This window comes from Microvirga sp. VF16, assembly GCF_016864375.1.
Classification (GTDB): Bacteria; Pseudomonadota; Alphaproteobacteria; order Rhizobiales; family Beijerinckiaceae; genus Microvirga.
The window spans coordinates 582,150-606,534 of record NZ_CP069355.1; the positions used below are offsets into that span (position 1 = coordinate 582,150).

Sequence of the window (24,385 nt, forward strand, 5' to 3'; positions counted from 1 at the left end):
CGTAGTCAGCCAGTCTGGATGAAGCCGGCGCACGCCGCCGACCACAAAGCTACGACCTCACGCCAAAAGTCCCTTCGATTTTAACCACTGTCCGGTCTGATCCCAGTAAGGCGCGCGCTTGTCCGGACTGCAGAACAGTTCGACAGTGACCGGGTACGCAAACTCGTCGCGAATCAGGCGGTCGACCACACCGTCTACATCAACGATGCCCTGGCCCAAGGGCACAGACACGAATCCCCCTCTCTCAGGATCGACCATGATCCGCTTTGTTTCCTGATAGGGAAGCGTACAGGAGGCTTGGGGCAGTGTATCCTTGAGATGCACATATTTGATCCACGGCTTCAGAGCTTCGTAAGGGTGGGGATGGGTGCTTTCTCCGTTCACAGCGAAGTTGGCTATATCCCAGCAAAGAGCGAAGTTATCTGACCCCACCCGCTCAAGGAGCATTCGGGTGCCCTCGACGCTGGCGGTCGGATCCCGTGCTTCGTCACGATTGAAAACGTTCTCAACCAAGAGTGTGACGCCGAGTGTCTCTGCTCTGCGAACAATCGGGCTGATCAGTTCCACATAGCGATCCACCGCCTCGGCCGTGCTGAGCTTCGTCGGGCCTGCCATGCTTTCGGAGAAGCCCGCTCCCAATTGACCCGCGTGCTCAAGCGCCTGTGAGATAACTTCAAGCTGCTCGGTCACGTCGAGCCGCTGCGAAAGTGGAATTCCGCGCGTACTGATAGAATGAACCTGGACATCGTACACGCGCGACAATCGCCTGACCTCATCGACATCAAAGTCGACGTAGTTGACCTTGTAGTAGAGGTCGACGTGCTTGAGACCCCATTCCGCCGTCGTCCGGAAGATCTCTTCCAACGACAGGTCAGGCATATCCAGCGCGATTGCGCCAAGGCTAAGCGTGTGCCCGGACATTGTCCCCTCCGGCTAGATGAGCAAGGCCAGGAACGTCCCGGTAGGAGCGCGACGGTCTCCATCCGAACAGGTCGAAGCAGCTTTGAGTGCTGATCAGGGACGCATTTTCACCAGCCACTTTCTCGAGCGACTGAACTTGCGCCAGCCGCTGCGGGAAATGCTGCGCAACGAGATTACTCAGCGATTCCTTGCCCACAGCCGAATCAGGGGCGGCGAGGAGAACCCGCTCATAGCCAATCTTAGGCGCGCGAAGGCTGCGTTCGATGGCCTCGAGAGCATCTTCGCTGCGCAAATATGACCACAGCCGATTCACGAGCTCACCGTGTGGATCCGAAAGCCATTTCTGATAGCGCTCGATAGACTCCGGTTTGTCCGGGAACAGAACACCTGTAAACCGCAGGCAGACAACTTCCATTCCAAAGCGGACGTGGAAGCCGCGAGCGAGAGTTTCACCCATCAACTTCGTCGCACCGTAGTTATCGTCGGGCCGACGCGGATGATCGTCGTCCATGGGAAGATAATCTGGCGTCCATGGTTTAGTCCAGGAAATCGGGCCAATCGCGCATATCGAGCTCGCGAAAACGATACGCTTGATGTTTGCGCGCCGCGCTGCCTCGAACACATTGAACGTTCCGACAACGTTTACATCGATGATCTCCGGATAGCGCTCCCATTCGATCGGGTCGGAAATAGCACTCAGATGAACGACAGCGCCGAATCCCTCCATCAGCATCGAGAGTTTTTCGAGATCGCTCAGATCGCCTTGAACCCAGACGTTCTCAAGACCGGCCGGTGCCGGTGCCAGATCAAGGCAGGTGATTTCGTGGCCTTGCTTCAATAGCCCTAGGGCCAACCGTTGCCCAATCTGGCCGGCCGCGCCAGTAATGAATACCTTCATCATCTTCTCCATCTGAAGAGTGGTTCTTGCAAACTACGGCGCTTCACGAGCTAAGAAAATCGCAAATAGATGGGGCTTATCTTTTCGAATTCGTGAAGCATTCAGAAGAGACGGACCTCGCAGTCACTCTTCGGAGGACCACGGCGATGTCATGCGGCACCACTGTTTTCCTCCTCGAAGAGCCGCGTGTGGTGCTTCAGTGTAGGATCTGACCAAGAAACGCCTTGGTGCGTTCATTCTGGGGATGGTCGAAAAACTCGCCTGGCGACGCGGATTCTACAATTTGACCACGGTCCATGAAAATGACCCGGTCTGCGACACGCCGCGCGAAACCCATCTCGTGCGTGACACAGACCATTGTCATCCCATCCGCCGCTAGTGCGACCATAGTATCAAGAACCTCGTTCACCATTTCGGGATCGAGTGCCGAAGTAGGCTCATCAAACAGCATGATTTTCGGGCGCATGCATAAGGCGCGCGCGATCGCAGCTCGTTGCTGTTGACCGCCCGAAAGTTGGCTCGGATACTTGTCGGCTTGATCGGCAATGCGTACCTTCTTCAGATGCTCGAGCGCCAGGGGCCGCGCCTCCTTAGCCGCCATCTTTCGCACATGAACAGGGGCAAGCATGCAGTTTTCAATGATGCTGAGGTGCGGAAACAAGGCAAACTGCTGGAACACCATGCCCACTTCACGCCTAGTCGCATCCATCGCCTTCGGCTTATCGCTTACATGGATGCCATCAACCAGAATCTTCCCTTGCTGATAACTCTCCAACTGATTGATGCACCTGATCAGGGTGGACTTTCCTGATCCTGAAGGACCGCAGAGCACAACGCGGCTGCCTTTTGGGACGGTTAGGGAAACATCACGCAGAACCTGAAATTGGCCGTACCACTTGCTGACACCAACGAACTCTATCGCTGGTCCTCGATCATCTGTTCGCATCAAGATCTCGCCTCCTGTTTGAGAAGATTGCGTCGGCCATGCCAACAAATTCTCTCAGCGCCTTTTTCCCTTGTTCACGTGGTTCTCGGTCAGCTCTCCAAACGTGATAACCGACCAGCACATGACGAAGTAGATCGCGCCGATGAAGATGAAAGCCTCGTTCGAGTACCCGGTCCACTGCGGATCTGCGACAGCCAGCCGGGCCGTACCGACCAGGTCAAATTGCGACACGATGACGATCAGTGTCGTGTCCTTCAACAAGCTAACGGACTGGCTCACTAGCGGTGGCACCACCAGTGAAAAGACTTGAGGGAGGATAACCAAGCGCAGCCGCTGCAGCTTCGAAAGGCCGAGACTATGAGCAGCTTCATACTGCGATTTGGGGATACTGTTTAAGCCGCTGCGAACGATCTCGGAGAAATAGGCTGCCGCCACAAGCAGCAACCCTATTAGGGCGCGGAATAGATTGCTGATATTGATTTGGAATGGGAGAAACAACGGTACAATGATCGTGGCAATGAAAAGGACCGCGATGATTGGCAGAGCCCTCATCACTTCGACGAAGCCAAGGCAAAGCATACGTACGACGCGAATTCCGGAAGTTCGGCCCAACGCAATGAGTGTTCCGAGCGGCAAGCCGAGGAGGATCGTACACACGGAGAGTACCAATGTGAGCGGCAGGCCACTCCAAAGTCGATCGGGAACAGGAGCGAGGCCGAGCAAGCCGCCCTTCATAAGCAAGAAGGCTCCGACAAGTTGGGTCACCCAGATGATTGGAACCCACCGCAACAGAGCCTGCTTGCCTGTCGCAATCGCAAATAGGGAAAAGAGGATGCACGCTGCAAAGATTCCGCAGACCGCGACCACCCTTCCTATCTCCTCCTGTGGGAAAAATCCGAAAAGGATGAAGCTGATTTTGTTGGTGAGGAAAGGCCAGCAGGCGCCACCGACGTTTGCCCGGCAGTCTGACGCGGCACCTTGCCACGTCGCCTCTATGACCGCCCAGTTGGCGAGCCACCAAAAAGATGCAAGAGCAAGCGCTCCCAATGTGGTGGTCGTCAGAAGTCTGGCGGGAGAGCCAAAGTAGATCTGGATCTGCTGTTTGATCATCAACGTCCCCTATCCAACCCGTTGAGGAGCGCCGAACAAGCGGCATTTATGGCCATGAAGATGATCGCGAGGACAATAACCGACTCGATCGCCCGGCCGGTGTTCTGCATAATCTGATACGTCACCGTCATGATCTCGGCATAGCCGACGGCCACACCCAATGGCGTCGACTTGATGATGTTGACGTAGACGTTGATCGTCGGTGGGATCGCAAGCCGAAGAGCTTGCGGGGCGATGACCAGACGGAAAGCGGCGCTTCGACGCAGACCGAGGGCGGCCGCTGCTTCTGATTGCGCGCGCGGGACAGACAGAATGCCGGCTCGGATGACTTCGGCCATCTCGGCACCAAAATAGAAAGCGATGCCGAAAGCCATGGCGGCGAATTCATTACTGAGTGTCGCTCCGCCCTTGATACTGAACCCGACAAGCGACGGGACTTGGTAACGAGCTGTACCCAGGATTATTACGACGGCCACGCTAAACATCGTGGAAATCAGCAGTCTTGGCCGTGAGGGCATGAACCGCGCGCAAAGACAGATGAGGAGGAGGAGGAAGCCAACAGCCGTCCACAATGGAGAGAATTCGGGGCCGGGAACAACAATTCCGCGGTTCGTGAAATAGAAACTACCCAATATTGGAGCTGCCACGCGTGGCGAGGGCAGACTCAGGAATGCGAGGTAGAGAAAAACCAGAAACACGAGCAACGGGACGTTGCGGACGACGTTCACATAAAAGCGTCCTATACGCGCCGCGAGTGGGTTGCTCGACAATCGAGCAAGAGCTGCCAAGAGCCCGAGCAGTGTCGAGCCAATGATTGCCACAAGTGCGACAACCATTGCATTCGCAAGTCCCACGCCAATCGCCGCCAGATTGGATGAACCTGGAGGCAATGGGATGATGCTCTGCGCGAGGCTGAACCCTGCTGGGGCGAGAAGATAATCGAAGCTGACGCCGAGACCGATTGCACTCAACCTTTGCTGAATGGATGAGGCAAAGAAAAAGATGAGAGCGATCGCGAAGATGACTGCCGATATTGTGACAACATGGCTTCGCAACTGCCCCTTGGCGACAGGGCTCGGCGTCATAGAGGTCATGATCATTCCCCTTCGATCTCAACCGTTCTCAGCGCCACGGTGGCGAGTAGAGGAGGCCGCCATTTGACCAAAGGTTGTTGATGCCACGGGGAATCTTGAGAGTCGAGTTAGCACCGAGGTTTCGGTCGTAGATCTCGCCGTAGTTGCCGACCGCCTTGATGACCTTAGCAACCCAGTCATTCGCCAGATGCATCTTGGAGCCAAGGTCACCTTCTGCTCCAAGCAGCCGCCGCACTTCGGGGTCTTGACTGGTTTTGGCAATCTCTTCCACGTTTGTGGAGTTGACGCCCAACTCCTCTGCCGTGATTGTGGCATTGATGATCTGACGGACAAGATTGACCCAATCGGGATCGGTTTGAAGAACAACTGGCGCGAAAGGCTCCTTGGAGATCGTCGTATCCAGAATGACATGCTCATCCGGATTGCCGAGAGACGCACGGAAGGAGGCGAGTACCGGCGGTTCTTGGCTGATCGCGTCGCATCTATCCGATTTGTATGCGTTGAAGGCGTCGTCGATCTTATCGAAGTTGACCGGCGTGTATGTCATTCCGTTCTTGCGAAAATAATCGTCGACACTTGACACATTGGTGGAGCCGGTGATGTTGCAGATCGTCGCGCCGTTTAAATCTTTAGGGTTAGTTACATTCGCGGCTTTCTTGACCATGAATGCATTGCCCGAGTAGAAATAAACTCGCGGGAACTCAAGCCCAAGCACAGCGTCACGGGAAACCGTGTAGGTCGTTGACGTTGTGATGATGTCGACCTCACCCGTTTGCAAGGCAGTAAAAGTCTGCACGAACGACATCGGCTTGTAGACGAACTTGCTTGAATTGTTAAACAATGCCGTAGCAATCGCCTTGCAGTAGTCGACGGCAAAGCCTTTCCAGTTACCGCTCGGATCTGGCGTATGAAAGCCAAGCCCTTCTGCCTGACCGCCACAATGAACTTCGCCACGCGCCTTAATCTTGTCGATCATCGCACCCGCATTGGCCTGAGATGCGGCCAGGAGGAGTGGCACGGCGGAACCGACTAACAGTGTGAGTATTCTTCCCATCGTTTGTTCCCTTATGCTTATGTGAGAGCGTTTTAGCGATGCCCGAGCTAGTGGGCGTGGGTATCACTTCGCGGCTCTCTCAACCGAGATAATCTCTACAGCTGGAGAGAGTTGATCGAAGAGTATGGGCAGAATTGCTTCAAAAAAAGCGCAAAATCCCGTAGGTGATCATTCGCGTTTCCTGAAGGTTCCAATCATTTGCTGGCGCAAGTCTTCGCGTGCCGGCTTCGACCCGACTGGGCGGAATTGGCCAAGCTGGTTATGAGGATTGACCTGGAGCAAGGTGCCCAAGCAAGCACCGCTGGTGCATTGAGGCATTAGGCACGGAGGGACCTGACCCAGTGGTACGTTGCCACGTCGTCAATCCATTAAGCCAATGCCCAAGTATGCTCACCATTCCTTTATCAAGGCCAAGTATCGCGTCCGACAGGCCTGAGTCCGAAGCCAGGCTCATATAACGCGTCGATTTGAACTTCTGGTTGGGCGAAGCTGCCATTGCTGAATAGAATCCCCCACGGTGACTCACCCCAAGAGGTCTGGGTAGCCAGTCACAATCGTCCCCGGCCGCACGCCACCGCCGGTTCGCCTTGCCGACTCCGGGCAGGTGCAGCAGAAACAAAACCGCCTCTCCATTGGCCATGAACCGACCGTGGCCAGCTCTCGGATTTGGCCCCGTCGATCGATGGTTGGGCAAAATCGAAGCTGGCCGGAGAGCGGCAAACGTTCAGGGCACTGCCTCTCAGTTTCCGGGCAATCCGCCTGATGCCCTAGCCCAATGCCTTCAACAGCAGCCTCGCCGCCACGTCATCCTGCGTTCGCATCACCTCCCCTCGCGGGACCTCCGCCTAGGGAGAGCTCTGACAATTCCTTATCCGCCTCGCGTGCTTTTGGAGGCGCGAGGGGTCCAGTTCTTCATATCATTCGAGGTCTCGAGTTTCATGTCACCTCGATCTTCGAGATAGGCAGCGGCTGGGCCTGAAAAGGACCGCTAGGGCGTCACACGGCCCTCGTTCGATAACGATTGGCATAGTTCTCAATGCGTGTGCCGACTGAGGACAACCCGTAGCAGATGAGAAAGTAGACCAAACCTGCGAAGGCGTATCCTTCCCAGAGCACATTACCCCATGTGACATCCGCCATTGCCAGTTGCGTCGAACCGAGAAAATCGTGCATGCCAACGATAATGATCAGGGATGTATCCTTGACCAGAGCGATCAAGGTATTGATGACGCCCGGCAGCGAGACGATCAGCGCCTGCGGGAAGACGACAAGCTTCTCGCCATTCCAGCGTGACATGCCCAAAGCGTAGACGGCTTCCCGACTTCCCGGAGAGACCGCATTGAGGCCTGCTCTGATCGCCTCAGCCATATAGGAAGATGTGTAGAGACATAAACCTATCAAGACTCGCAAAAACATGTTGGCCTCTGCGCCACCAGGTAGGAACAGCGGGAGGAGAACGACGGCAATGAATAGGATCGCGATGAGGGGAACCCCTCGCATAAACTCGACATACACAGAGCAAACGCCCCGTATCAACGGACGTTTGGAGCGTCTGCCCAGCGCCAGAATCCCACCAAAGATAAAGGAAATCCCGGTTCCGATCGTGAACAGGAGAAGAGTGATCGAAAGTCCGCCCCACTTTTCAACCGGGACAGAGGTCATGCCGGGGAAGGCGCCGCCGACGACTTCAAAGCTGACAAAGACGGTGGTGAGATAGGCTATAATCGATCCGACGATCTGATATCTTTGGGCAAGGGCAAACGCCCCTGCGCAACCAAGAACGATGACGATCAGGGACAAGTTGACCTGCCACCAGAGGTCGGCGGGATAAAAACCATAGATGAGCTGGCCGAGTTTTTCCCAAACAAAGACCCAGCACGCACCTTCACGATGGCAGTCCTGTGGCCGAGTCCCAATAAAATCTGCATCGATTAGCGCCCACTGCAAGAAGGGCACGATCACGCCCAAGAAGATGGCGGCGGCAAAAAGCGTTGCGATAGTACTCTTGGTATCGGCGAACATTCTGCGAAACAACTTCGAGATCGCAGCGACGATGGTGACAGGGGTCCGTGTGTCGTTCAGAGACGGTTTGAACTGAGGTGTGGTCACCATCAACGCCTCCCCTGGATATGCAGGCTGCGGTCGTAAACGTGCATCATTCCGGCGCAGAGCAGGCTTATAGAAAGGTAGACGCTGGTCACGATCGTTAGAACCTCGATGGCCTGACCGGTTTGAGTAAGAACGGTTTTACCGAAGATGAGCATGAGGTCGGGAAATGCGATCGACGCGACGATTGCTGTCTGCTTGATCATGTTGACGTACTGATTGGTCAAGGGCGGGATCACCATCCTGACGGCCTGGGGGATGATGACGCGTCTCATAATGACGGTCTTGGAGAGCCCAAGCGCCTGACCCGCCTCGGTCTGTCCTTTGTCAATGTTGACGATTGCACCCCTTAGCAGCTCAGCTATGAAGGCCGAGGAGTAGATCGACATTGCGACAAGAACCGCCAGCAGCTCCGGAATGATTACCAGCCCTCCCCGGATGCCCAGACCAGCGCGAACCGGCACGTCCCAGGATTGAACAGCGAAGGCAATCATCAGACAGAACAGCAATAGGCTGATAACAAGGCTGACGTCGAGGCGGGCCATCGGTGATGTCGGGCGCAGCTTTGCAATGTAGCGGCTGGCAATCACCGGTGCTGTGGCCGCAAGAATAGCAAGGATCCAGACCCACGACGCGACGATTGGTGAAGGAATGAAAAACCCTCGGTTGTTCAAAAAGATTGAACCCCATATTGTGAAGCCATCTCTCACGCCGGGTAACGCCGAAAAGACCGCGAAATACCAGAACAACAAGTGGAGAAGAATGGGCGTATTCCTAAACAGCCCAATATAGCCAGCAGCGAGACTGGAAGCGGCGGGGCTTGGTGACAGCCGGAGAGAAACGACGAGCAGTCCAAGCAGCGTGCCAACGATGGCGCCTAGCACAGCGAGAAAAAGCGTGTTGGTGATACCCACCAGCAACGCCATCCAGATTGGACTCGCCGATGAGAATGGGATTAATGAAAACGCGATATCAAATCCGGCCGGCCGAAACAGAAAGCCAAAGCCTGTGGTTATCCCCCTGGCGTTCAGATTAGCGAGAGTCGACGAGATGACATACCATCCTCCCCCAAGCAGACAGGCTGCAAGGATGATTTGGGTGGCGATACCCCCCAAATCATTGCTTTGCCTGCGGCGCCGCAGGCCGGTTGCTTGTGACTGAGCGACTTCAGAGAACATTTTGCATCGCCAGGTTTGAGCGCTATTGTCTTATTGGAAGGAGGGGGCGATCATGGCGCCGCCATTCTTCCAAAGAGCGTTCAGCGTCTTTTCGCGTGGGATCTGGACCTTACTGCCGGCGCCAAGGTTGCGCTCGTAAATCTCACCGTAGTTACCGACCGCTTTGATCACCTTGTAGGCCCAATCGTTGGGGAGGCCGAGCATTTCGCCAAAGTTACCCTCGACACCCAACAGACGCCGAACTTCAGCAGGGGATGCAGGATCGGCCTTCTTGGCGTCGAGGTTGCCCGCCGTCACGCCAAATTCCTCGGCGGCGACGAGTGCATAGCCGGTCCAGCGGACAATATCGGCCCAGTTATTATCGCCATGGCGGACGGTTGGCCCATTCAAGGACTTCGAGATCGTATCGTCCAGCACAATGAAGTCGTTCGGGGCCTTGAGCGCGGACTTGTAGGCAAACAGAGTGGAGCGGTCTGAAGAGAACACATCGCATCGGCCGCTTTCGAATGCCGCCAGCGCCTGATCGCGCGAGTCGAATACGACCGGTTTGTAGGTCATGCCGCTCGATTTGAAGTAATCAGCGATGATGACTTCCGTCGAAAGGCCAGTCTGCGTGCAGACGTTGGCGCCGTCCAGATCTTTTCCGGATTTGGCCCCAAGTGCCTTGGAGACCATCAGAGCGTGACCATCGTAAAATGTCACGATCGGGAAATCTAGGCCGAGACTGACATCGCGCGTAAAAGTGTCCGTGACGGCACGGGAGAGAATATCGACCTGACCTGACTGAAGCTGGGGAAAGCGCGCTGATGGTGTGGCAGGCAGAAATTTCACCTTCTTTGGATCCCCGAAAATCGCTGCTGAAACGGCATGGCAGAAATCAACGTCGAATCCGGAATATTTGCCGCTTGCATCGGGAGAGAAGAAGCCTGGAAAGTTCTCACCAACACCGCAAAAAAGCTCTCCCCGCGCTTTGACTTGAGCAAGGGTCCCATCAGCAAAAGCAACACTGTTCCAAGCTGTGAGTATGCCAAGTGCTGCAACGATAGATTTCAGTCGCATGGTATCCACCCTTTCGATCTACCGGAAGTTCTCCGTTCCGGATGCCACTCAAGAAGATCACTTCTGGATCACGGCGTCACGATTAAAAACCGGGATGGTATATGTCCTCAAAGCATAGGGTTGGTGGGCGTCGGCCTTGAGATGCTCCTTACGGCCGCAGGGAAAAGCTCTTGTGAATCAATGTCATGCTGGAATTGCTAAGGCGTCAGCAACCTAGAATGAAGTAGCTCTGTCGCTCATTGCTGCCGGTCGTGGGCTCGAAGCACCAAAAACCGTGCAGACATTACATGCGTACTGACATGCATACTGGCTTGTCGGAATTTTGGCCCGGGGCATAGCCTAAAGGCATTTCTCATCGCGATCTTCGCATTGGTGAGTTCAGCGAGTTTCGGTCCAAGACAGTAGTCGAGGAAGAGCTTACAGCGTCCCGGCGACGCAAGCATCTGGTGAAACGATGGACAGCACAACACCGCAAATCTGCTCCGAAGTCGAATATGATGTCGTGGTTCTTGGGGCCGGATCGGCAGGGGTCGCGGCAGCGGTTGGAGCTGCTCAAGCCGGGGCGCGGACCCTTATCGTCGAACGGTATGGGTTTGCTGGTGGGGCAGCCACGGCATCATCCGTCCTCGCCTATTGCGGCCTGTTTGCCAACCGAGCGAATGCCGAGCTAGTTGTAGGTGGAGTCGCATCTGATGTTCTCCTGCAGATGCGACGCCTTGGAGTCTCCACCGATCCAACTCGCCTGAAAACCACAGGCAACTGGATTGTAACGCTGAATCCGGAGGCGTTGAAGGTGGCGCTCGACCGCGTGCTGATCGAGGCAGGGGTATCAGTTCTCTACCATGCGGCCCTCTCGGGCATCGCGATGGCAGACGACAATGTCACAAGCCTGCAAGTCAGTGGTCACTTCGGGAGCACTTGCATCAGGGCAAATTCATTCGTCGACGCGTCCGGGGAAGGCACCCTCTGCTTTCTTGCCAACCGCTCCCGCGTGACCTCGCCGGCGAAAGTTCAGCCAGCCTCCTTTCCAGTGAGAATTGGCGGGATAGACCCGGATTGGCGACTGAGCCGCGATCCATTCAGAGCTGCTACAGCGGAATACAATTCCAGTGCTCCCGCCGTCCCCGCTCGGGAAAATGGTGGCGTGGTGTTGAGAGTCCCCGGCACTTCGGAAATTTGGTGGATGGCCCTGGATTTGGACACGGACCCGTGCGCGGGCGAAGCGTTTAGCCTTGATGAAATCAAGTCGCGTGATGCCGCTTGGCGCCTCGTCGACATCCTCAAAACCACCGACAGTGCGTTCAGGCACTGCTATCTCGCCACCAGTGGACCGCAGATTGGCGTTCGCGAAAGCCGGCACCCCGAGACGATCACGCGCATCACGAGTCAACATATTATACAAGCGGTGCTTCCCAACGACACGATCGGACTTGGCGGTTGGCCCATGGAAATCCATCACGCTCCTGGAATACAGGAATACATCTCCGTCGGTGGGGAAGGTTACTTTGGAGTGCCGTTTTCGGCCCTTCAGATCCCAAATCTGCGGAATGTGCTTGTAGCGGGGCGCCTTATCGGTGCAGACAGCCGAGCTTTCGGCTCTGTTCGGGTGATGGGCACCGCATTTGCAACGGGTCAGGCCGCTGGCATCGGAGCAGCGCTGATGGCTCGATCCAAAAGCAGCCTCACCATCCAAGACCTCCAGGGCGAGTTAGTCTCTCAGGGCGCGATCATCCACTCCACGGCCCGCACACAGACTCGTCAGCATTTCAGGGGCTGATCTTAGGCTGTTAAGCTCGCGAGCCACGTGCGAGCCTCCTCCACCTCTGAGCGCAAGCTATTTCGAAGATATCGCCCAAATGACGAAAGGCCGCGCTCTAAATGCGTGTGAACGTAGACGCTCATACTTGGAGGATTCGGCAACCGCCGGATCGAGATATTGCGTCCGGCGAAACCAGAGGCCGTGAAACTGTCAACGAACGCGGAACCTAGGCCGACATCGACCATTTGGCAGGCCGTTTCAGCAAAGCGAACGATCGTCGTCGGCTCGTAACGGAGACCCTTGCTGGCAAGATACTCGGAGATTGGGCGGCCATGGGGAGTGCTGTCCTCGAACCCAATCAGGTCTGCGGACGCCATTTCAGCCAACTGGTCAAAGCCCATCAATCCGGCCCTGTCATCGGATGACCTCGGCGTCACGGCAACGATCTCACCTGATCCCAGGAGCTGGGTTGATAGGGACGGATGATCCTGCTGAAAAACACCAACGATCATCTCGCCCTCGCCGAACACAAGATAATCGGTAACCTGCGAGACGGACAGCACGTCGAGGCGCATGATGAGCTTCGGGAATCGCTTTCGCAGCCGTAGCATGGCCTTTGGAACCAGGTGCGCCGCCAGACTCGGTGACGCGCCGACGCGGAACACCATGTCCTCCCCAACCGCCATCCGCCTAAAAGACTCCTGAAGACTCCGGACGTTCTTGAATATCGTGGAGACTTCACTGAACAGAATTGCGGAATGCGCTGTAGGTTGAAGCCTTCCTTTCGCGCGTTCGAAAAGCGGAACTTTCGCCTGATCCTCCAGATGGCGAAGAACCCGGCTAACGACAGGCTGTGAAACGTTGAGAATCTTTGCCGCCCCGACGACCGATCCCGTTTCCATCACGGCATTGAAAACCTCGATCTGTCGTAGCGTGAACATTAACTCGACCCTAATGTCTTGCCATCAGGACATATGGTAGAGACCAAGTAGTCATTGTCAACAACACACCGTGATCCTACGACTACGCGTCAGGAACTGCAGGTTGGAGACAGTGCCGTGCCAAGTCGACCGTTTAACCGTGTCATAGAGCGCTTCACCCTTGATCAGAATACAGTCGAGATGTTGTCTGCTCATGCGTGCGCCGTAAGCAAGTTCAGTCTTCAGCGCTCTGCCGGCGGTGGTGCCCCCCCTGATTTCACATATTTCGGGCTCGAGGTGACCCCTATCACCCAAGAACAGGCGTCGGATTATACCGACGGGACCTTCGACGGTGGCGCTGAGTCTGACCCTGATTTTAGGAAGGTGCCCTTCCAAGGCGGGGTATTTACCTATCTTCCGTACGACGCAACGGCCGGGTCGCGTGAGGATGCGAAGGCCGTATTTTGGCTCGTCACCAAACTGCTGATCATCGATCACACAAAGGCGCAGGCCTTCATCGTCAGCATTCAGGCAAACGAGACGGAGTTCGACTCAGGAGGCACCCAGCGTAGCTGTAAAAATTTGGTCGATGAAATCATACGATCCCCCGCCCCTCTTCCTAGCGCAGTTGATGGAACCTCGCGGAAGGCGATCGACTGGGAGGTGGACACCTCCATCGATGAATACCAGGGCAAGATCAGAGAAATCCAGACGCGCATTGCCCGTGACGAGCTGCATCAGGCTATCCTGTCGGTGGGCCTCTCGAAGACGACGAGCGCGACAGCCGACGCTGTCTTCAACGTGATGCGCCGGCGCAATTCTTCTCCGCACATCTTCCTCGTCCGCAGTGATGACATCACACTGATCGGCGCGTCACCCGCAATGCACCTCCGGAAATCGGGCCGCCTACTCACGGTCGAAACCGATGCGGGGACGCGCCGTCTCGGAGAAACGGAGGACGAGACGCAAGCGATCATGAACGAACTTCTGAATGCTGAGAAAGATCTTGAAGAGCAGAAGATGATTGTCGATGAGACAATAGCTGATTTGAAGGCAATCGCAGCTGACGCGAAGGTCGAGATGCCTGTTGAACTCGAAGTGCGAAAGCTCGGCAGCGTCATGCATCTCTACACGGTGCTTGAGGCGCAAATCAAGGAAGGGCTCAGCCCAATCGAAGCGGTTCTATCGTGCTTTCCGCCGTCAGCTGTCACCGGCGCTCCACGGCACCAGGCGATGAAAGTCATTCAACAGGTTGAGGGCACGCCTCGCGGGCCGTACGGCGGCGTGCTCGGACTGATCGGGTTTGATGGATCGGTTGACACGGCAATCATATTGCGTTCGGCCTGGGTTAAAGGCGACCGGATCACCATGCGTTGCGGCGGGGGGATCACGCATGCATCCGATGCCATGGACGAGTACAATGAGTGCATGAATAAGGCACAATCGATGATCGATTGCGTCCGAGAAGCGGAAGCCTTCTAGAAGCGGGTGGATTGATCATGTCGAAATCTGCATCCTCGCCGGCGCCTGGCAAGGGACCGACCATTATCGAACTTGACAACGTCGAGAAGTACTACGGCACCTTTAAGGTCCTTCGGGGCGTGAGCCTCAGTGTTCGTACCGGCGAAAAAATCGTTGTCTGCGGTCCCTCTGGCTCCGGAAAGTCGACATTGATCCGGTGCATTAACGGCCTGGAGGACTATGACGGCGGGCGGATCGTGGTGGCCGGGCGTCAGCTGTCAGCAACGTCTCGAGACGAAGTTCGACGCAAGGTTGGCATGGTCTTCCAGCAATTCAACTTGTTCCCGCATCTTACGGTTCTCGAGAACTGCACGCTTTCACCGATCTGGACACTTAAGATTGGCCGCAAGGAAGCTGAAGAAACAGCGATGCACTTTCTGGCCCGTGTCAGGATCGCGGAACAGGCCAGAAAGTACCCAAGTCAGCTGTCGGGAGGTCAGCAGCAGCGCGTTGCGATCGCAAGGGCACTTTGCATGCAGCCTGATGTGCTCCTTTTTGATGAGCCGACATCGGCGCTCGACCCTGAGATGGTCCAAGAGGTTCTCCAGACAATGGAGTCACTCGCGTTAGAAGGACGAACAATGGTCTGTGTCACCCATGAAATGGCGTTTGCCCGCTTGGTGGCGGACAGGGTGGTCTTCATGGACCACGGCAAGATCGAGGATGAGGCGCCGCCGGAAGAGTTCTTCACAAATCCGAAGAGCGAACGGGTCAAACAGTTCATCGGACAGCTCAGCCATTCTGCTTGAGCGATGTTGGTCGCATATCAGGAGAAATTTCAATGGCACCAGCGATTGACGGCGCCACGCGTCTGAACGTCATCATCGGTGACCCGATCGCTCAAGTGAAATCGCCGGCCGGCATGACTGCGGCTTTCGCACGCGATGGCCGCAATGCGGTGATGCTGCCTGTCCGGATCGCGAGCGCCAATCTTGAATTGTTTTTGAAAGCTTCTGATCGCGTCTCCAACCTTGACGGCATCGTCGTCACCGTTCCCCATAAGTTCGCATGTTTTAAGCACTGCAAAACGATCTCCGAACGAGCCGAAATCTTGCGAGCGGTCAATATCATGCGACGCAATAAGGACGGCAGTTGGCACGGTGACATGGTCGATGGTCTAGGGTTCGTGAAGGCCACCGAGCGAAAAGGGTTCAGTTTCGTGGGAAAGCGAGCGCTCCTGATTGGGGCTGGTGGGGCTGGCTCGGCCATCTCTCTTGGCCTTCTTGAAGCCGGTGTGGCGAGTCTATCCATCCACGACACCGACAGCGTGAGGAGAGATGCGTTGATTGCGAAGCTCGAAGCCATCAGCGGGAATGTTCACGCTGGCAACTCAAATCCGGCTGGTTTCGACCTGATCGTCAATGCGTCGCCATCCGGCATGCCAACGTACGAGCCTCTCCCCATCGACACCGCAAGATTGACCAGCGATATGTTCGTTGGGTGTGTCGTCACCGACCCAGCACTGACACCGTTGATAGATGCGGCGCGCACTGCCGGTTGCCTGACTGTTACCGGAGTCGAGATGTACCGGGCACTGGAAGACATCATGGTCGATTTTCTATCCGACGGCGCAACCGCGTGACGGTGCCCTCAACAGCGTCTCCGCTCATTGTATGGGCGGACGAGGCTTGGTCCGGGACAGGTGTGCGACGACGTTCTCAATCATTCGCAATCCGGCGTTGCCGCCAAGTGTCATGATCGACTCCGGATGAAATTGCACCGCAGCCATAGGTTCACTGGCATGCTCGATCCCCATGATTGTTCCATCGTCACTTTCCGCCGTGATGATGAAGTCTCGCGGCAGTGTCGATCGGTCAACGAACACCGAGTGGTAGCGGCCGACAGTTACCTCGCGGCCAAGTCCGGAAAACACCCGGCCTGGTTCCAATATGCGGATGCGGGACGGCTTGCCGTGCATTGGCGACGGGAGTTGCCGCAACTCGCCGCCACAGGCTTCAGCGAGCGCCTGTAGCCCTAAGCAAACGCCGAAGATCGGCAGGTTTCGCGCCCGCGCCATTTTGATGGTCGCTTCACAGTCGAAATCTTTTGGGCGTCCGGGCCCCGGCGAAAGGACGACGAGATCTGGGTTGAATCGATCAAAAGTATTTTCCGGCACCGGCGTGCGAATGGTCGAAACGGTTGCGCCCGTCTGGCGGAAATAGTTCGCAAGGGTATGAACGAAGCTGTCCTCGTGATCGATCAACAGAACATTAATCCCGTCGCCGACGCGGGCTGCTTTCCGCTCACCAGTCCTGGCATTCCCGGCGTCCACATCGCAGATTGCGGAAAGCATGGCGGACGCCTTGAGTTCGGTTTCAGCTTCTTCCTCATCGGGGATCGAATCGTTCAGCAGTGTCGCCCCCGCTCTCACTTCAGCAATGCCATCCTTGATACGTACGGTTCTCAGCGTGAGGCCCGTATTCATGTCGCCATTGAAGCCGACCATGCCAATCGCCCCTCCGTACCAAGCCCGTGGGCTCTTCTCGTGGTTCTCAATGAAGCGCATGGCCCAGAGTTTCGGGGCTCCGGTCACGGTGACAGCCCAGGCATGGGACAGGAAGCCATCAAATGCGTCCATGTCATCGCGCAAGCGTCCTTCGATATGATCGACCGTGTGAATGAGACGCGAATACATTTCGATCTGGCGGCGACCAATAACCTTGACTGAACCCGTCTCGCAGACTCTGCTCTTGTCGTTGCGGTCGACGTCGGAGCACATCGTGAGTTCGGCTTCTTCCTTCTTTGAATTCAATAGCTTTAGGATCTGCTCGCTATCAGTGATCGGATCATTGCCTCGTTTGATTGTGCCTGCAATCGGGCAGGTCTCGATGCGTCGGCCCGATACACGCACAAACATCTCCGGTGAGGCGCCGACAAGATATTCCTGATGGCCGAGATTTATAAAGAAAGAATAGGGTGACGGATTGGCCGCTTTCAGCCTCCTTGAGATCTCGGACGGCTTGCTCTCGCAACGCATCATGAATTTCTGGCTCGGTACGACTTCGAAGAGATCGCCTTTGCGGAAACTCTCTTTGGCCTTAGTGACGAGTTCGGCGTATTCGCCGGGCTGGTGATCACTCCTGGGCGGAATGATGCCAGTGGGCATGAACGGTTCGGCTGCGACGTCTGTCGACTTACCGTTCGTCGTCACCCCGTCCTTGGCGAAATCGTAACGGTCGACCCAGGCCTTGGCGGAGTAGTTGTCGACGACGAGGACCTCGCCCGGAAGGTAGAGCACCATGTCGCGCTGATCCGATGGACGCGTGAGCTTTAAGCTGACGGCGTCGAACTGGAAGGCCAGATCGTAGCCGAATGCGCCATAAAGTCCGAGGCTCGCATCTGCCTGCGAATGGAAAAGATCCGTGATAGCACGCAGTACCGTGAATACCGTCGGGACTCTCGAGCGCTCTTCCTCGGTAAATAACTGGTCTGGAAGCTTTACCTTCAGGTCGAGGCGGCTGCCTGTGACAACACCAATTTCCAACGCCGAAACTGTCTTTAGACAGTCGGTGATAAAGCCGAGCAGTACTTTGCCGCGTTCGCTGTAGGCCTCGATCCAGATATTCCACCCGAAGGAGGAAATGCCAAGTGGGGGATCAATGATTGCTGTATCCCAGCGTGTGTATCGGCCAGGGTACTCGTAGTTCGAGGAAAAGACAGCTCCACGCCGCTCGTCAAGCTTATCGACATAGGAAGAGACAGCGTCTACGTAGGGAACTTCCCTGCGCTCCCGCGTTACGGTGATGCCCCCTCTGGTTTCGTATGTAATAAAATTAACGTCACACATACTCGCTACCATCGTATGCCTCTACGGTCGTCCGCTCGCCAAAGAATTCAGTCATTGCGTCTTTAGATGTGCATTTCGTTCTCAGAGGTGAAGCACTATCAGTCAAGGCCATGTGATGTGGCTCCTTATGTCCTAAGGACATATTCTGGGCTAATTGACCTGCCACTGAAGTTTCATCCTGCCGCCGTTAGAGTCTCGGTGGAGAACGGCTTTCTCGACCATCCTTGCGCACGTTAAGTCGCTCCAGAGCCTCGTGGATCTCATCGGCCGGTCTTGATCCGCCCCCATCGAGTGGTCCGGTTGGAACGTTAAAGCGATTTTGATCGCGGCAAGGCGGATGGGGGCATTCACTGCACCAAAGCCCTGTATCCGCGACGCTCCACAAGCTCGAAGAAAAACCCGTTCTCACGTGTTCTCGTATCGACTTGAAAGAACTTGACCGTGCCCTCCCGACCGTAAAGGATGTTGCCGGCCCGCAGCCGTTCGATCTCTTCCTCCGAGAGATCCGTGCACGCCTTACCTGCCGGTCGGCCGCGCGGTCGATCGGTGAGCCGTCCATCGACCTGAGTATTCTTCTCAGTCATGCGCTTAGGAAATACGAATGCCGGTAGAGGCTCCGCTGAACAGTCTCGACGAGCGGCCTTATCTCAGCGAGTGCCTTCATAACGGCAGCCTCAAGAGAGGGCAACGCGTGCCCATCGAGGAGCAGCAGGTAATCGAAGCCTCCTTGGTTTTCTCCCCTGCGAAGTCGCTTTTCTTCCGTATCCTGCGCACTGACGGCGCTGTTGAGAGCGGCCAGCCGCACACGCGTTGCCGCCTTATCCGACGTCAGCGTCTCTAGCATAGACGTAAATTTCCGCGGCAGCTGACCCATCAGGTTGAAGCGCAGGCATTGGGTAAACGGTGACACTCCCCTGCCCTTGTCGCAAACAAGTTGGCAAAGCGAGCGATGAACCTTGCTGTAGTGTGGCATCATTCGACGCGTCCACTCGGTCGGGGAGTTTAGGCGTGCCAGATAATCCTCGCCTTGGAAGTCGGTTAGGTCTCTCACCTCGATAACGCAGAAGAACTGCTGGCCGGGTCCACTTTCCAGTTCAAGGCGATGAGCCCGCAAGAAGCCCGGAAGCGCGATACGCTCAGGCAGGTGTTCAAACGTGTGCCAAGCGATGTAGTCGTCCACAGCCTCCGGGTCGACATCGTGCCAAATGGCGAGCAAAGCTTTGGCAGGCGTGCTCACGATCTCCTCCTTCGGGTTTTTCCAACTTGACCAACGGAGAGACGCTCGTTCTCGACGGCTGTGGGTGTTTCCCAGCGTGGATCGTCGGCTAGGATCCATCCTCTTCCAGACGTCAACGCTGGAGATCCGGAGCGGACGTGGGGAAGTTCGGTTGCAGCGGCCATCAGCCGTTCGGCCAATTCGAGCATGATGTATATGCTTTGGCAGTCATCGATGGTGCTGGTCGCCCGCAGGATGCGCGGCTTTGTTGGCGTTATCGTCGCTTCCATTAGGACTCCGCGAGAGCCATGATGCTTGGGTGCGGCTGCCATCATTCCTCTTTGGCCTCAGTTTGCCTGCTCAAGCCGTTTCATTTGATCCAGCTCTTCGAAGTCGACTGCGAGGCTCAGGGCATAATGGCCCCAGCGGGGTGTATCGATGGCAACGCCTTCAGCGCCTAGACGCACACTCACTCCCGATAAGGCGTGAGCCAAGTCAAACCGATTGAATCCTTCGATGACAAGGATGCCAACCGGCTCCTCCTCTTGCTGTCGAGGCGGCGGCTCGCCGCCAACCGCTGTCGGGACTAGCGGATCCGCCCTGCCAAAGTGCGCTGCGGTGATCGCATTGGTATTGAGCAGGTCGTCAACGAGAGCTTGCCCAGCCTTGCCATCGGTTGCGGCGCGCTCAGACAGCTTGAACAGCAGCGTACCGATGCAACCCGCCGTCCCTGCTCCGCTACGGGCGAGGACATGGCAATGATGACGAATGTGATCGCGGTAATGCGGCCGTAGCGCCATAAACCAGAGAGATTGGGCGACGCGCATATCCTGGTGCTCAGCGTCGGTGAGAATGTCAAGACTACTCATGTCATAGAAAGAGAAGAACGGGGGCAGCGAACCCACACCGTCGCAATGGCGCCTCACAGACAGAATTCCGTTCGGGCCGAGGTAGCGGACATGATCAAGCGTGTGATTGCGCGCATGCATGAGGTTAAACTCGGGTAAATGTGACGGATCCATCCCGTTCCACATGGCGTAAAAGCCCTTGCCGCGCATCGCTCTCTCCTCGCGTTTGGTTCGTCGTGCCTCGTCCGGGTTCATGAACCCGCAGAAAGTTTGGTCATCAAAAGCGGCCCTCAATTCGGTTGGCTGGCGAGATGTCGTCCAGCAATGAAGCCGAACGTCAGGGCAGGGCCAAGGTTGATGCCACCTGCGGGGTAGTGACCGCCCATCACATTCGCCATGTCAGTGCCAACAGCATAGAGGCCTCGAATGGGTCGATCAGTCGAGTTCAGGACACGGGCACTGCCGTCCGTCTTGAGCCCTGCGAAGGTCCCGAAGCTGCCTGGCACAACCTTGACGGCATAGAACGGGCCGCGCTCAATGGGAGCAACACATGGGTTTGGCTTATGGTCGGGGTCCCCTTGAAGCCGGTTATAAGGGGTCGAACCTCGGCCGAACACGGGATCCCTGCCCTCTCGTGCATGTTTGTTGTACTCGGCCAACGTTCGCTCCAGGCCGTCGGGATCGATTCCGCAGATCAAAGCGAGTTCGGAGATCGTCTGACCGACCTTGATATAGCCGGACTTGATGAGGGGCTCGACGGGCACAGGTGCTGGCCGGGCGATCCCTAACCCGTACCGGCGCTGGAAGGCACGCGTGCAGATCAGCCAGGAAGCGACTTCCTCGCCCTTTGGCACAGCGGCCAGCATGGCGGACACGTAGTCGTGGTAGCCATTGCCCTCGTTGCAGAAGCGCCTCCCGTTCGCGAGGACGCCGATGATCCCTGGCTTACCGCGCTCGATGATATGGGGGAAGCGTCCGATCGATCCATCGGGGAAGGGTACGAGCGAAACCGGACACCATGCCCCCGGAGCTGCGAGTGTCGTGTCAACAATCCCGCCCACCGACTCTCCCAAACGCAAGCCGTCGCCGGTCGCGGATAGAACCGCCAGTGCCAGGTGCTGATCATTGGCTGGAAACAGAGCCTGGCGACGCTCGGGGTCGTGCGGGAAGCCGCCCGCGGCAAGGACAACACCCCGGCTTGCCCTGACCTCCACCTCGCCTTGCCGAGTCCTGAGAACCGCTCCTCGTACCGAGCCGCTCTCATAGATCAGCCGGATCGCTGGTGACGACTCCCGCAGGTCTACCCCCAGATCAGCGGCCGAGCGCAACAAGCGCCCGACAAGGGCCAATCCATTGCGAAGCTGCATGCCTCGGCGGTAGACGGCAAGGTCGACAACATGACGACCCAAGCGCCGGGCAACGTATCCCAAGGCGCGAGGGGATCTCGTCACGCTCATGAAGGCACCCAGGTCTGCTCCGGCCTGGAGCGTCATGCCCAAAAAGGTGGTCTCGCGCAGTGGGTGCCGAAGGCGCTTGACGAGATTGCCCAAACCACGCGCGTCATAAGGGGCTGCGATGACGGACCGGCCCCCGGTCCCGGCGCCTGGAACCGTTCCATACGTGTCGCAGATCCTGTTGCCGTCCTGGAACTGAAGCGCGGTCTTCTCCTCGAAGAACGCAACCATCTGGGGGGCGGCTTCAAGAAACGCATTGACACGCACCTCGTCGAAATTGTTGCCGAGGACATGCCTGAGATAGGTTCTGGGGGCGTCAATGTCCTCGACGATGCCGCTGCGCTTCGCCAGAGGGTTGAGCGGCGCCCAGATCCAGCCGCCTGACCAGGCCGTCGTGCCGCCAAACACCGCCTCCTTCTCAGCAACCACAACCTTCAACCCGTGCCAAGCCGCTGTGACGGCGGCCGAGAGGCCGCCGGCACCAGACCCGATCACCAGGACATCGCACCTCTGCACGCTCATGCCGTCACGCCCGCATCAGCTGCCGATCAAATAATACCTTGGCGTTATCAGCCGCTGTCTTGAGGCGCTCGTCGATCGACCAGGCGGCCTCCGCAGCCACTGGCGTTTCGATTACAAGCGGCGTGCCGTCGGGCAAAAGATCAAGAATTTCGTCGAGCGGGATCACGCCGTCGCCGAGGTGTAGACGGTCTGTGCGCGCCTCGGTGGGAAGCTCCTCCAAAGCGGGAGACCGGTCAGTTGCGTCGCAGAGCTGGGCGTAAGCGACCCGGTCAGCCGGGATCTTCGCGAGATCGGCAGGAGTCGTGTTTGCCCGGAGGATGTGGAGCAAATCGAGGATCAGGCCCGCATTCGGCCGACCGGCAGCCTCGATCAAGGACAAGGCCTCCTCCCAGGTGCGGATGTCACGATAGAGCATGAACTCGACGCCAACATGAAGGCCGAACTGCGCTGCCTCATCGCAGAGGCGGCCGAAGAGATCGACCCGTTGCGCCGGCTCGAGAAGTTGAGTGTTGCCCATGAACTCGGTGCCGATCGACGAAATATGGGTGGCGCCCAGTTCCGCGCCAGCCGCCAACGCCGGCCGCATGCGCTCAAGATCGGTCTGCGGTGACAGAATGAAGGCCTCGATATCAAAGACACGCATGCCGTTGGTGACTAAAGCGGATTTTACAGCTCGCATGACCTCGGGGCGGCCGACGATTTCATGCTGAAGCGGCTGGGATGTGGCGCTCATCACGAGAAGGCCAACCGCGCCAAATCCTGCAGCGGCGGCCTTTTCGATGAACTCTACCGGGTCGACCCTTCCGACCGTAAGGTTAGCAACCGAAAGCTGACGTAGATTGATCGCTCTGTTCATCGCATGGTCTTTCAATGTCGAGATCTCGGTTGCTGCTGATTTTGCAGATGGCGGTTTAGCGATAGTTGAAGCCGGTGCTGGATGACCACCAGTTCAGGATGGTCTCACGGTCCTTGAGCGCCTTTTCCAGGTCCAACTCCATCAGTTTGACCTCGGTGAGCACCGGCAATCCTTTGGGCGAGGCAATGCCAGTGCGCACCGGATAAACCCCAGCCTCCGAGAAGATCGTCTGCATGTCGGCGCTTAATGCGAAGTCCGCCAAAAGACGGGCCGCGTTCGGATGGGGTGCGTTCTTGCTGATGCCGATGGCATTGAACTGGGCAACGCCACCTGATGCAGGGACGGTCATGGTAACCGGGGCGCCCTTATTGATGATACCCGAAACCGCATTCGTGATATTGAAGAAGTCGAGCGGACGTTCGCCCGTCTGCAGCTTCGTTGCCATGACGCCCATCGATGGGTTCAATTCGCCCTTGGCGCTACGGAAGCCCTTCAGGATGGCGCCGCCCTTGTCGGCCCCATAGTTCTGGTAGAGGGCTGCCACCGTTGCAAATGTCGCTGAGGACGAGCCTGGGTTCGACATCGCGCCGAGACCCTCCCATTCCTTTGGGGGATTGACGTAGTCCGTCCAATCCTTCGGAGTTGGCTTGTTGGCCATCGCTTCGTGATTGTAAGCAAACAAGATCAGATTGCCGTTGCCACGCGCGTAGCCACCACCTGGCACTTGGCCGAGTTTAGTTAGATTACCGGCTTCGCTACTGGTGAAATCGGCCAGATATCCGGATGTCTTGGCTGTGATGACGGTGTCCTCAGCCTGATACATAATATCCATTATCGGCCTGCCCGCGGTATTCTCCGCGACAAAGCGATTATAGATTTGCCAGCCGTCCCCGGTGGCTGATGTCACCTTGATCTTCGGGTACTTGGCACTGAACGCCTTCACCAGGAGCGGCACGGTGAAGGGATCTCCGTAAAGGACGACCTGTCCTTCCTTCTCGGCTGCAGCGACCAGCGCAGCATCGGCAGCAATGGCTGGCTGAATTGTCGGACAAGCGGCCCACAGAGCCATGGTACTGATGATGGCAGCTCCACGCAGCAGGCTGCGACGCGTCTTGGTGATCTTCATGGTGTAACCT

21 protein-coding genes are annotated in these 24,385 nt (G+C 56.9%); 4 read left to right on the forward strand and 17 right to left on the reverse strand.

The window, feature by feature from the left end; translation table 11 throughout:
* Positions 1–57: 57 nt before the first annotated feature.
* The 9 genes from JO965_RS28190 to JO965_RS28230 all read right to left on the reverse strand — a co-directional run bounded on the left by JO965_RS28190 (position 58) and on the right by JO965_RS28230 (position 10,366).
* Positions 58–921: a sugar phosphate isomerase/epimerase gene (locus JO965_RS28190; protein ID WP_203445357.1), complete on the reverse strand. Its 864-nt coding sequence runs from the start codon at positions 919–921 to the stop codon at positions 58–60.
* Positions 902–1,822, reverse strand: a complete 921-nt coding sequence (locus tag JO965_RS28195) for an NAD(P)-dependent oxidoreductase (RefSeq protein WP_203445358.1) — start codon at positions 1,820–1,822, stop codon at positions 902–904. Before JO965_RS28195 ends, JO965_RS28190 begins: the two co-directional genes overlap by 20 nt.
* Before the next feature lie 193 nt (positions 1,823–2,015).
* Complete coding sequence (locus JO965_RS28200; RefSeq protein ID WP_203445522.1) at positions 2,016–2,765, reverse strand: amino acid ABC transporter ATP-binding protein; 750 nt, start codon at positions 2,763–2,765, stop codon at positions 2,016–2,018.
* A gap of 54 nt (positions 2,766–2,819) precedes the next feature.
* Positions 2,820–3,875, reverse strand: coding sequence for an amino acid ABC transporter permease (locus JO965_RS28205; protein WP_203445359.1), 1,056 nt, complete (start codon positions 3,873–3,875; stop codon positions 2,820–2,822).
* The gene (locus JO965_RS28210; RefSeq protein ID WP_203445360.1) at positions 3,875–4,969 is read right to left on the reverse strand and encodes an ABC transporter permease subunit; all 1,095 of its coding nucleotides are present in this window, start codon (positions 4,967–4,969) and stop codon (positions 3,875–3,877) included. Before JO965_RS28210 ends, JO965_RS28205 begins: the two co-directional genes overlap by 1 nt.
* 28 nt (positions 4,970–4,997) lie before the next feature.
* The gene (locus JO965_RS28215; RefSeq protein WP_203445361.1) at positions 4,998–5,945 is read right to left on the reverse strand and encodes an amino acid ABC transporter substrate-binding protein; all 948 of its coding nucleotides are present in this window, start codon (positions 5,943–5,945) and stop codon (positions 4,998–5,000) included.
* Between the two features lie 1,074 nt (positions 5,946–7,019).
* On the reverse strand, positions 7,020–8,135 hold the full coding sequence (locus tag JO965_RS28220; RefSeq protein ID WP_203445362.1) for an amino acid ABC transporter permease: 1,116 nt from the start codon (positions 8,133–8,135) through the stop codon (positions 7,020–7,022).
* Entirely contained in the window at positions 8,135–9,307 is a 1,173-nt protein-coding gene (locus JO965_RS28225; RefSeq protein ID WP_203445363.1) for an amino acid ABC transporter permease, read from the reverse strand. The genes JO965_RS28220 and JO965_RS28225 overlap by 1 nt, the downstream gene beginning before the upstream one ends.
* Positions 9,308–9,337: 30 nt before the next feature.
* Positions 9,338–10,366, reverse strand: coding sequence for an amino acid ABC transporter substrate-binding protein (locus tag JO965_RS28230; RefSeq protein ID WP_203445364.1), 1,029 nt, complete (start codon positions 10,364–10,366; stop codon positions 9,338–9,340).
* Between the two features lie 454 nt (positions 10,367–10,820).
* Here JO965_RS28230 and JO965_RS28235 point away from each other — a divergent pair, with 454 nt between their 5' ends.
* Complete coding sequence (locus JO965_RS28235) at positions 10,821–12,143, forward strand: FAD-dependent oxidoreductase (RefSeq protein WP_203445365.1); 1,323 nt, start codon at positions 10,821–10,823, stop codon at positions 12,141–12,143.
* Between the two features lie 2 nt (positions 12,144–12,145).
* On the opposite strand, the gene JO965_RS28240 is transcribed toward JO965_RS28235, so the two are convergent.
* On the reverse strand, positions 12,146–13,027 hold the full coding sequence (locus tag JO965_RS28240) for a LysR family transcriptional regulator (protein WP_203445366.1): 882 nt from the start codon (positions 13,025–13,027) through the stop codon (positions 12,146–12,148).
* Between the two features lie 156 nt (positions 13,028–13,183).
* Here JO965_RS28240 and JO965_RS28245 point away from each other — a divergent pair, with 156 nt between their 5' ends.
* The 3 genes from JO965_RS28245 to JO965_RS28255 are packed head-to-tail and all read left to right on the forward strand — an operon-like array spanning position 13,184 to position 16,148.
* The gene (locus tag JO965_RS28245; protein ID WP_203445367.1) at positions 13,184–14,527 is read left to right on the forward strand and encodes a chorismate-binding protein; all 1,344 of its coding nucleotides are present in this window, start codon (positions 13,184–13,186) and stop codon (positions 14,525–14,527) included.
* Between the two features lie 17 nt (positions 14,528–14,544).
* Positions 14,545–15,315 (forward strand): amino acid ABC transporter ATP-binding protein, encoded by a 771-nt coding sequence (locus tag JO965_RS28250; protein ID WP_305846606.1) that lies wholly within the window; start codon positions 14,545–14,547, stop codon positions 15,313–15,315.
* 32 nt (positions 15,316–15,347) lie between these two features.
* Positions 15,348–16,148, forward strand: a complete 801-nt coding sequence (locus tag JO965_RS28255) for a shikimate dehydrogenase (protein WP_203445368.1) — start codon at positions 15,348–15,350, stop codon at positions 16,146–16,148.
* Positions 16,149–16,172: 24 nt separating this feature from the next.
* On the opposite strand, the gene JO965_RS28260 is transcribed toward JO965_RS28255, so the two are convergent.
* The 7 genes from JO965_RS28260 to JO965_RS28290 form a co-directional block, all read right to left on the reverse strand.
* Complete coding sequence (locus tag JO965_RS28260; RefSeq protein WP_203445369.1) at positions 16,173–18,365, reverse strand: anthranilate synthase; 2,193 nt, start codon at positions 18,363–18,365, stop codon at positions 16,173–16,175.
* A 335-nt stretch (positions 18,366–18,700) separates the two neighbouring features.
* Positions 18,701–18,937, reverse strand: a complete 237-nt coding sequence (locus JO965_RS28265; RefSeq protein WP_203445370.1) for a hypothetical protein — start codon at positions 18,935–18,937, stop codon at positions 18,701–18,703.
* Positions 18,934–19,590: a DUF4286 family protein gene (locus JO965_RS28270; protein ID WP_203445371.1), complete on the reverse strand. Its 657-nt coding sequence runs from the start codon at positions 19,588–19,590 to the stop codon at positions 18,934–18,936. Before JO965_RS28270 ends, JO965_RS28265 begins: the two co-directional genes overlap by 4 nt.
* A gap of 326 nt (positions 19,591–19,916) precedes the next feature.
* A complete protein-coding gene (locus tag JO965_RS28275; protein ID WP_203445372.1) occupies positions 19,917–20,627 on the reverse strand; it encodes a hypothetical protein in 711 nt (236 codons plus the stop codon).
* 80 nt (positions 20,628–20,707) lie between these two features.
* Complete coding sequence (locus tag JO965_RS28280) at positions 20,708–22,393, reverse strand: FAD-dependent oxidoreductase (RefSeq protein WP_203445373.1); 1,686 nt, start codon at positions 22,391–22,393, stop codon at positions 20,708–20,710.
* Between the two features lie 4 nt (positions 22,394–22,397).
* Complete coding sequence (locus JO965_RS28285; RefSeq protein ID WP_203445374.1) at positions 22,398–23,249, reverse strand: sugar phosphate isomerase/epimerase; 852 nt, start codon at positions 23,247–23,249, stop codon at positions 22,398–22,400.
* 55 nt (positions 23,250–23,304) lie between these two features.
* Positions 23,305–24,375 carry an ABC transporter substrate-binding protein gene (locus JO965_RS28290; RefSeq protein ID WP_203445375.1) on the reverse strand — a complete coding sequence of 357 codons (1,071 nt, stop codon included), beginning with the start codon at positions 24,373–24,375 and terminating at the stop codon, positions 23,305–23,307.
* Between the last annotated feature and the right edge of the window lie 10 nt (positions 24,376–24,385).

Coding starts and splice junctions, on each gene's coding strand:
- JO965_RS28190 (WP_203445357.1), bottom strand. CDS start 921: ATGTCCGGGCACACGCTTAGCCTTGGCGCAATCGCGCTGGATATGCCT.
- JO965_RS28195 (WP_203445358.1), bottom strand. CDS start 1,822: ATGATGAAGGTATTCATTACTGGCGCGGCCGGCCAGATTGGGCAACGG.
- JO965_RS28200 (WP_203445522.1), bottom strand. CDS start 2,765: ATGCGAACAGATGATCGAGGACCAGCGATAGAGTTCGTTGGTGTCAGC.
- JO965_RS28205 (WP_203445359.1), bottom strand. CDS start 3,875: ATGATCAAACAGCAGATCCAGATCTACTTTGGCTCTCCCGCCAGACTT.
- JO965_RS28210 (WP_203445360.1), bottom strand. CDS start 4,969: ATGACCTCTATGACGCCGAGCCCTGTCGCCAAGGGGCAGTTGCGAAGC.
- JO965_RS28215 (WP_203445361.1), bottom strand. CDS start 5,945: ATGATCGACAAGATTAAGGCGCGTGGCGAAGTTCATTGTGGCGGTCAG.
- JO965_RS28220 (WP_203445362.1), bottom strand. CDS start 8,135: ATGGTGACCACACCTCAGTTCAAACCGTCTCTGAACGACACACGGACC.
- JO965_RS28225 (WP_203445363.1), bottom strand. CDS start 9,307: ATGTTCTCTGAAGTCGCTCAGTCACAAGCAACCGGCCTGCGGCGCCGC.
- JO965_RS28230 (WP_203445364.1), bottom strand. CDS start 10,366: ATGCGACTGAAATCTATCGTTGCAGCACTTGGCATACTCACAGCTTGG.
- JO965_RS28235 (WP_203445365.1), top strand. CDS start 10,821: ATGGACAGCACAACACCGCAAATCTGCTCCGAAGTCGAATATGATGTC.
- JO965_RS28240 (WP_203445366.1), bottom strand. CDS start 13,027: ATGGAAACGGGATCGGTCGTCGGGGCGGCAAAGATTCTCAACGTTTCA.
- JO965_RS28250 (WP_305846606.1), top strand. CDS start 14,545: ATGTCGAAATCTGCATCCTCGCCGGCGCCTGGCAAGGGACCGACCATT.
- JO965_RS28255 (WP_203445368.1), top strand. CDS start 15,348: ATGGCACCAGCGATTGACGGCGCCACGCGTCTGAACGTCATCATCGGT.
- JO965_RS28260 (WP_203445369.1), bottom strand. CDS start 18,365: ATGGTAGCGAGTATGTGTGACGTTAATTTTATTACATACGAAACCAGA.
- JO965_RS28265 (WP_203445370.1), bottom strand. CDS start 18,937: ATGACTGAGAAGAATACTCAGGTCGATGGACGGCTCACCGATCGACCG.
- JO965_RS28275 (WP_203445372.1), bottom strand. CDS start 20,627: ATGCGCGGCAAGGGCTTTTACGCCATGTGGAACGGGATGGATCCGTCA.
- JO965_RS28280 (WP_203445373.1), bottom strand. CDS start 22,393: ATGAGCGTGCAGAGGTGCGATGTCCTGGTGATCGGGTCTGGTGCCGGC.
- JO965_RS28285 (WP_203445374.1), bottom strand. CDS start 23,249: ATGAACAGAGCGATCAATCTACGTCAGCTTTCGGTTGCTAACCTTACG.
- JO965_RS28290 (WP_203445375.1), bottom strand. CDS start 24,375: ATGAAGATCACCAAGACGCGTCGCAGCCTGCTGCGTGGAGCTGCCATC.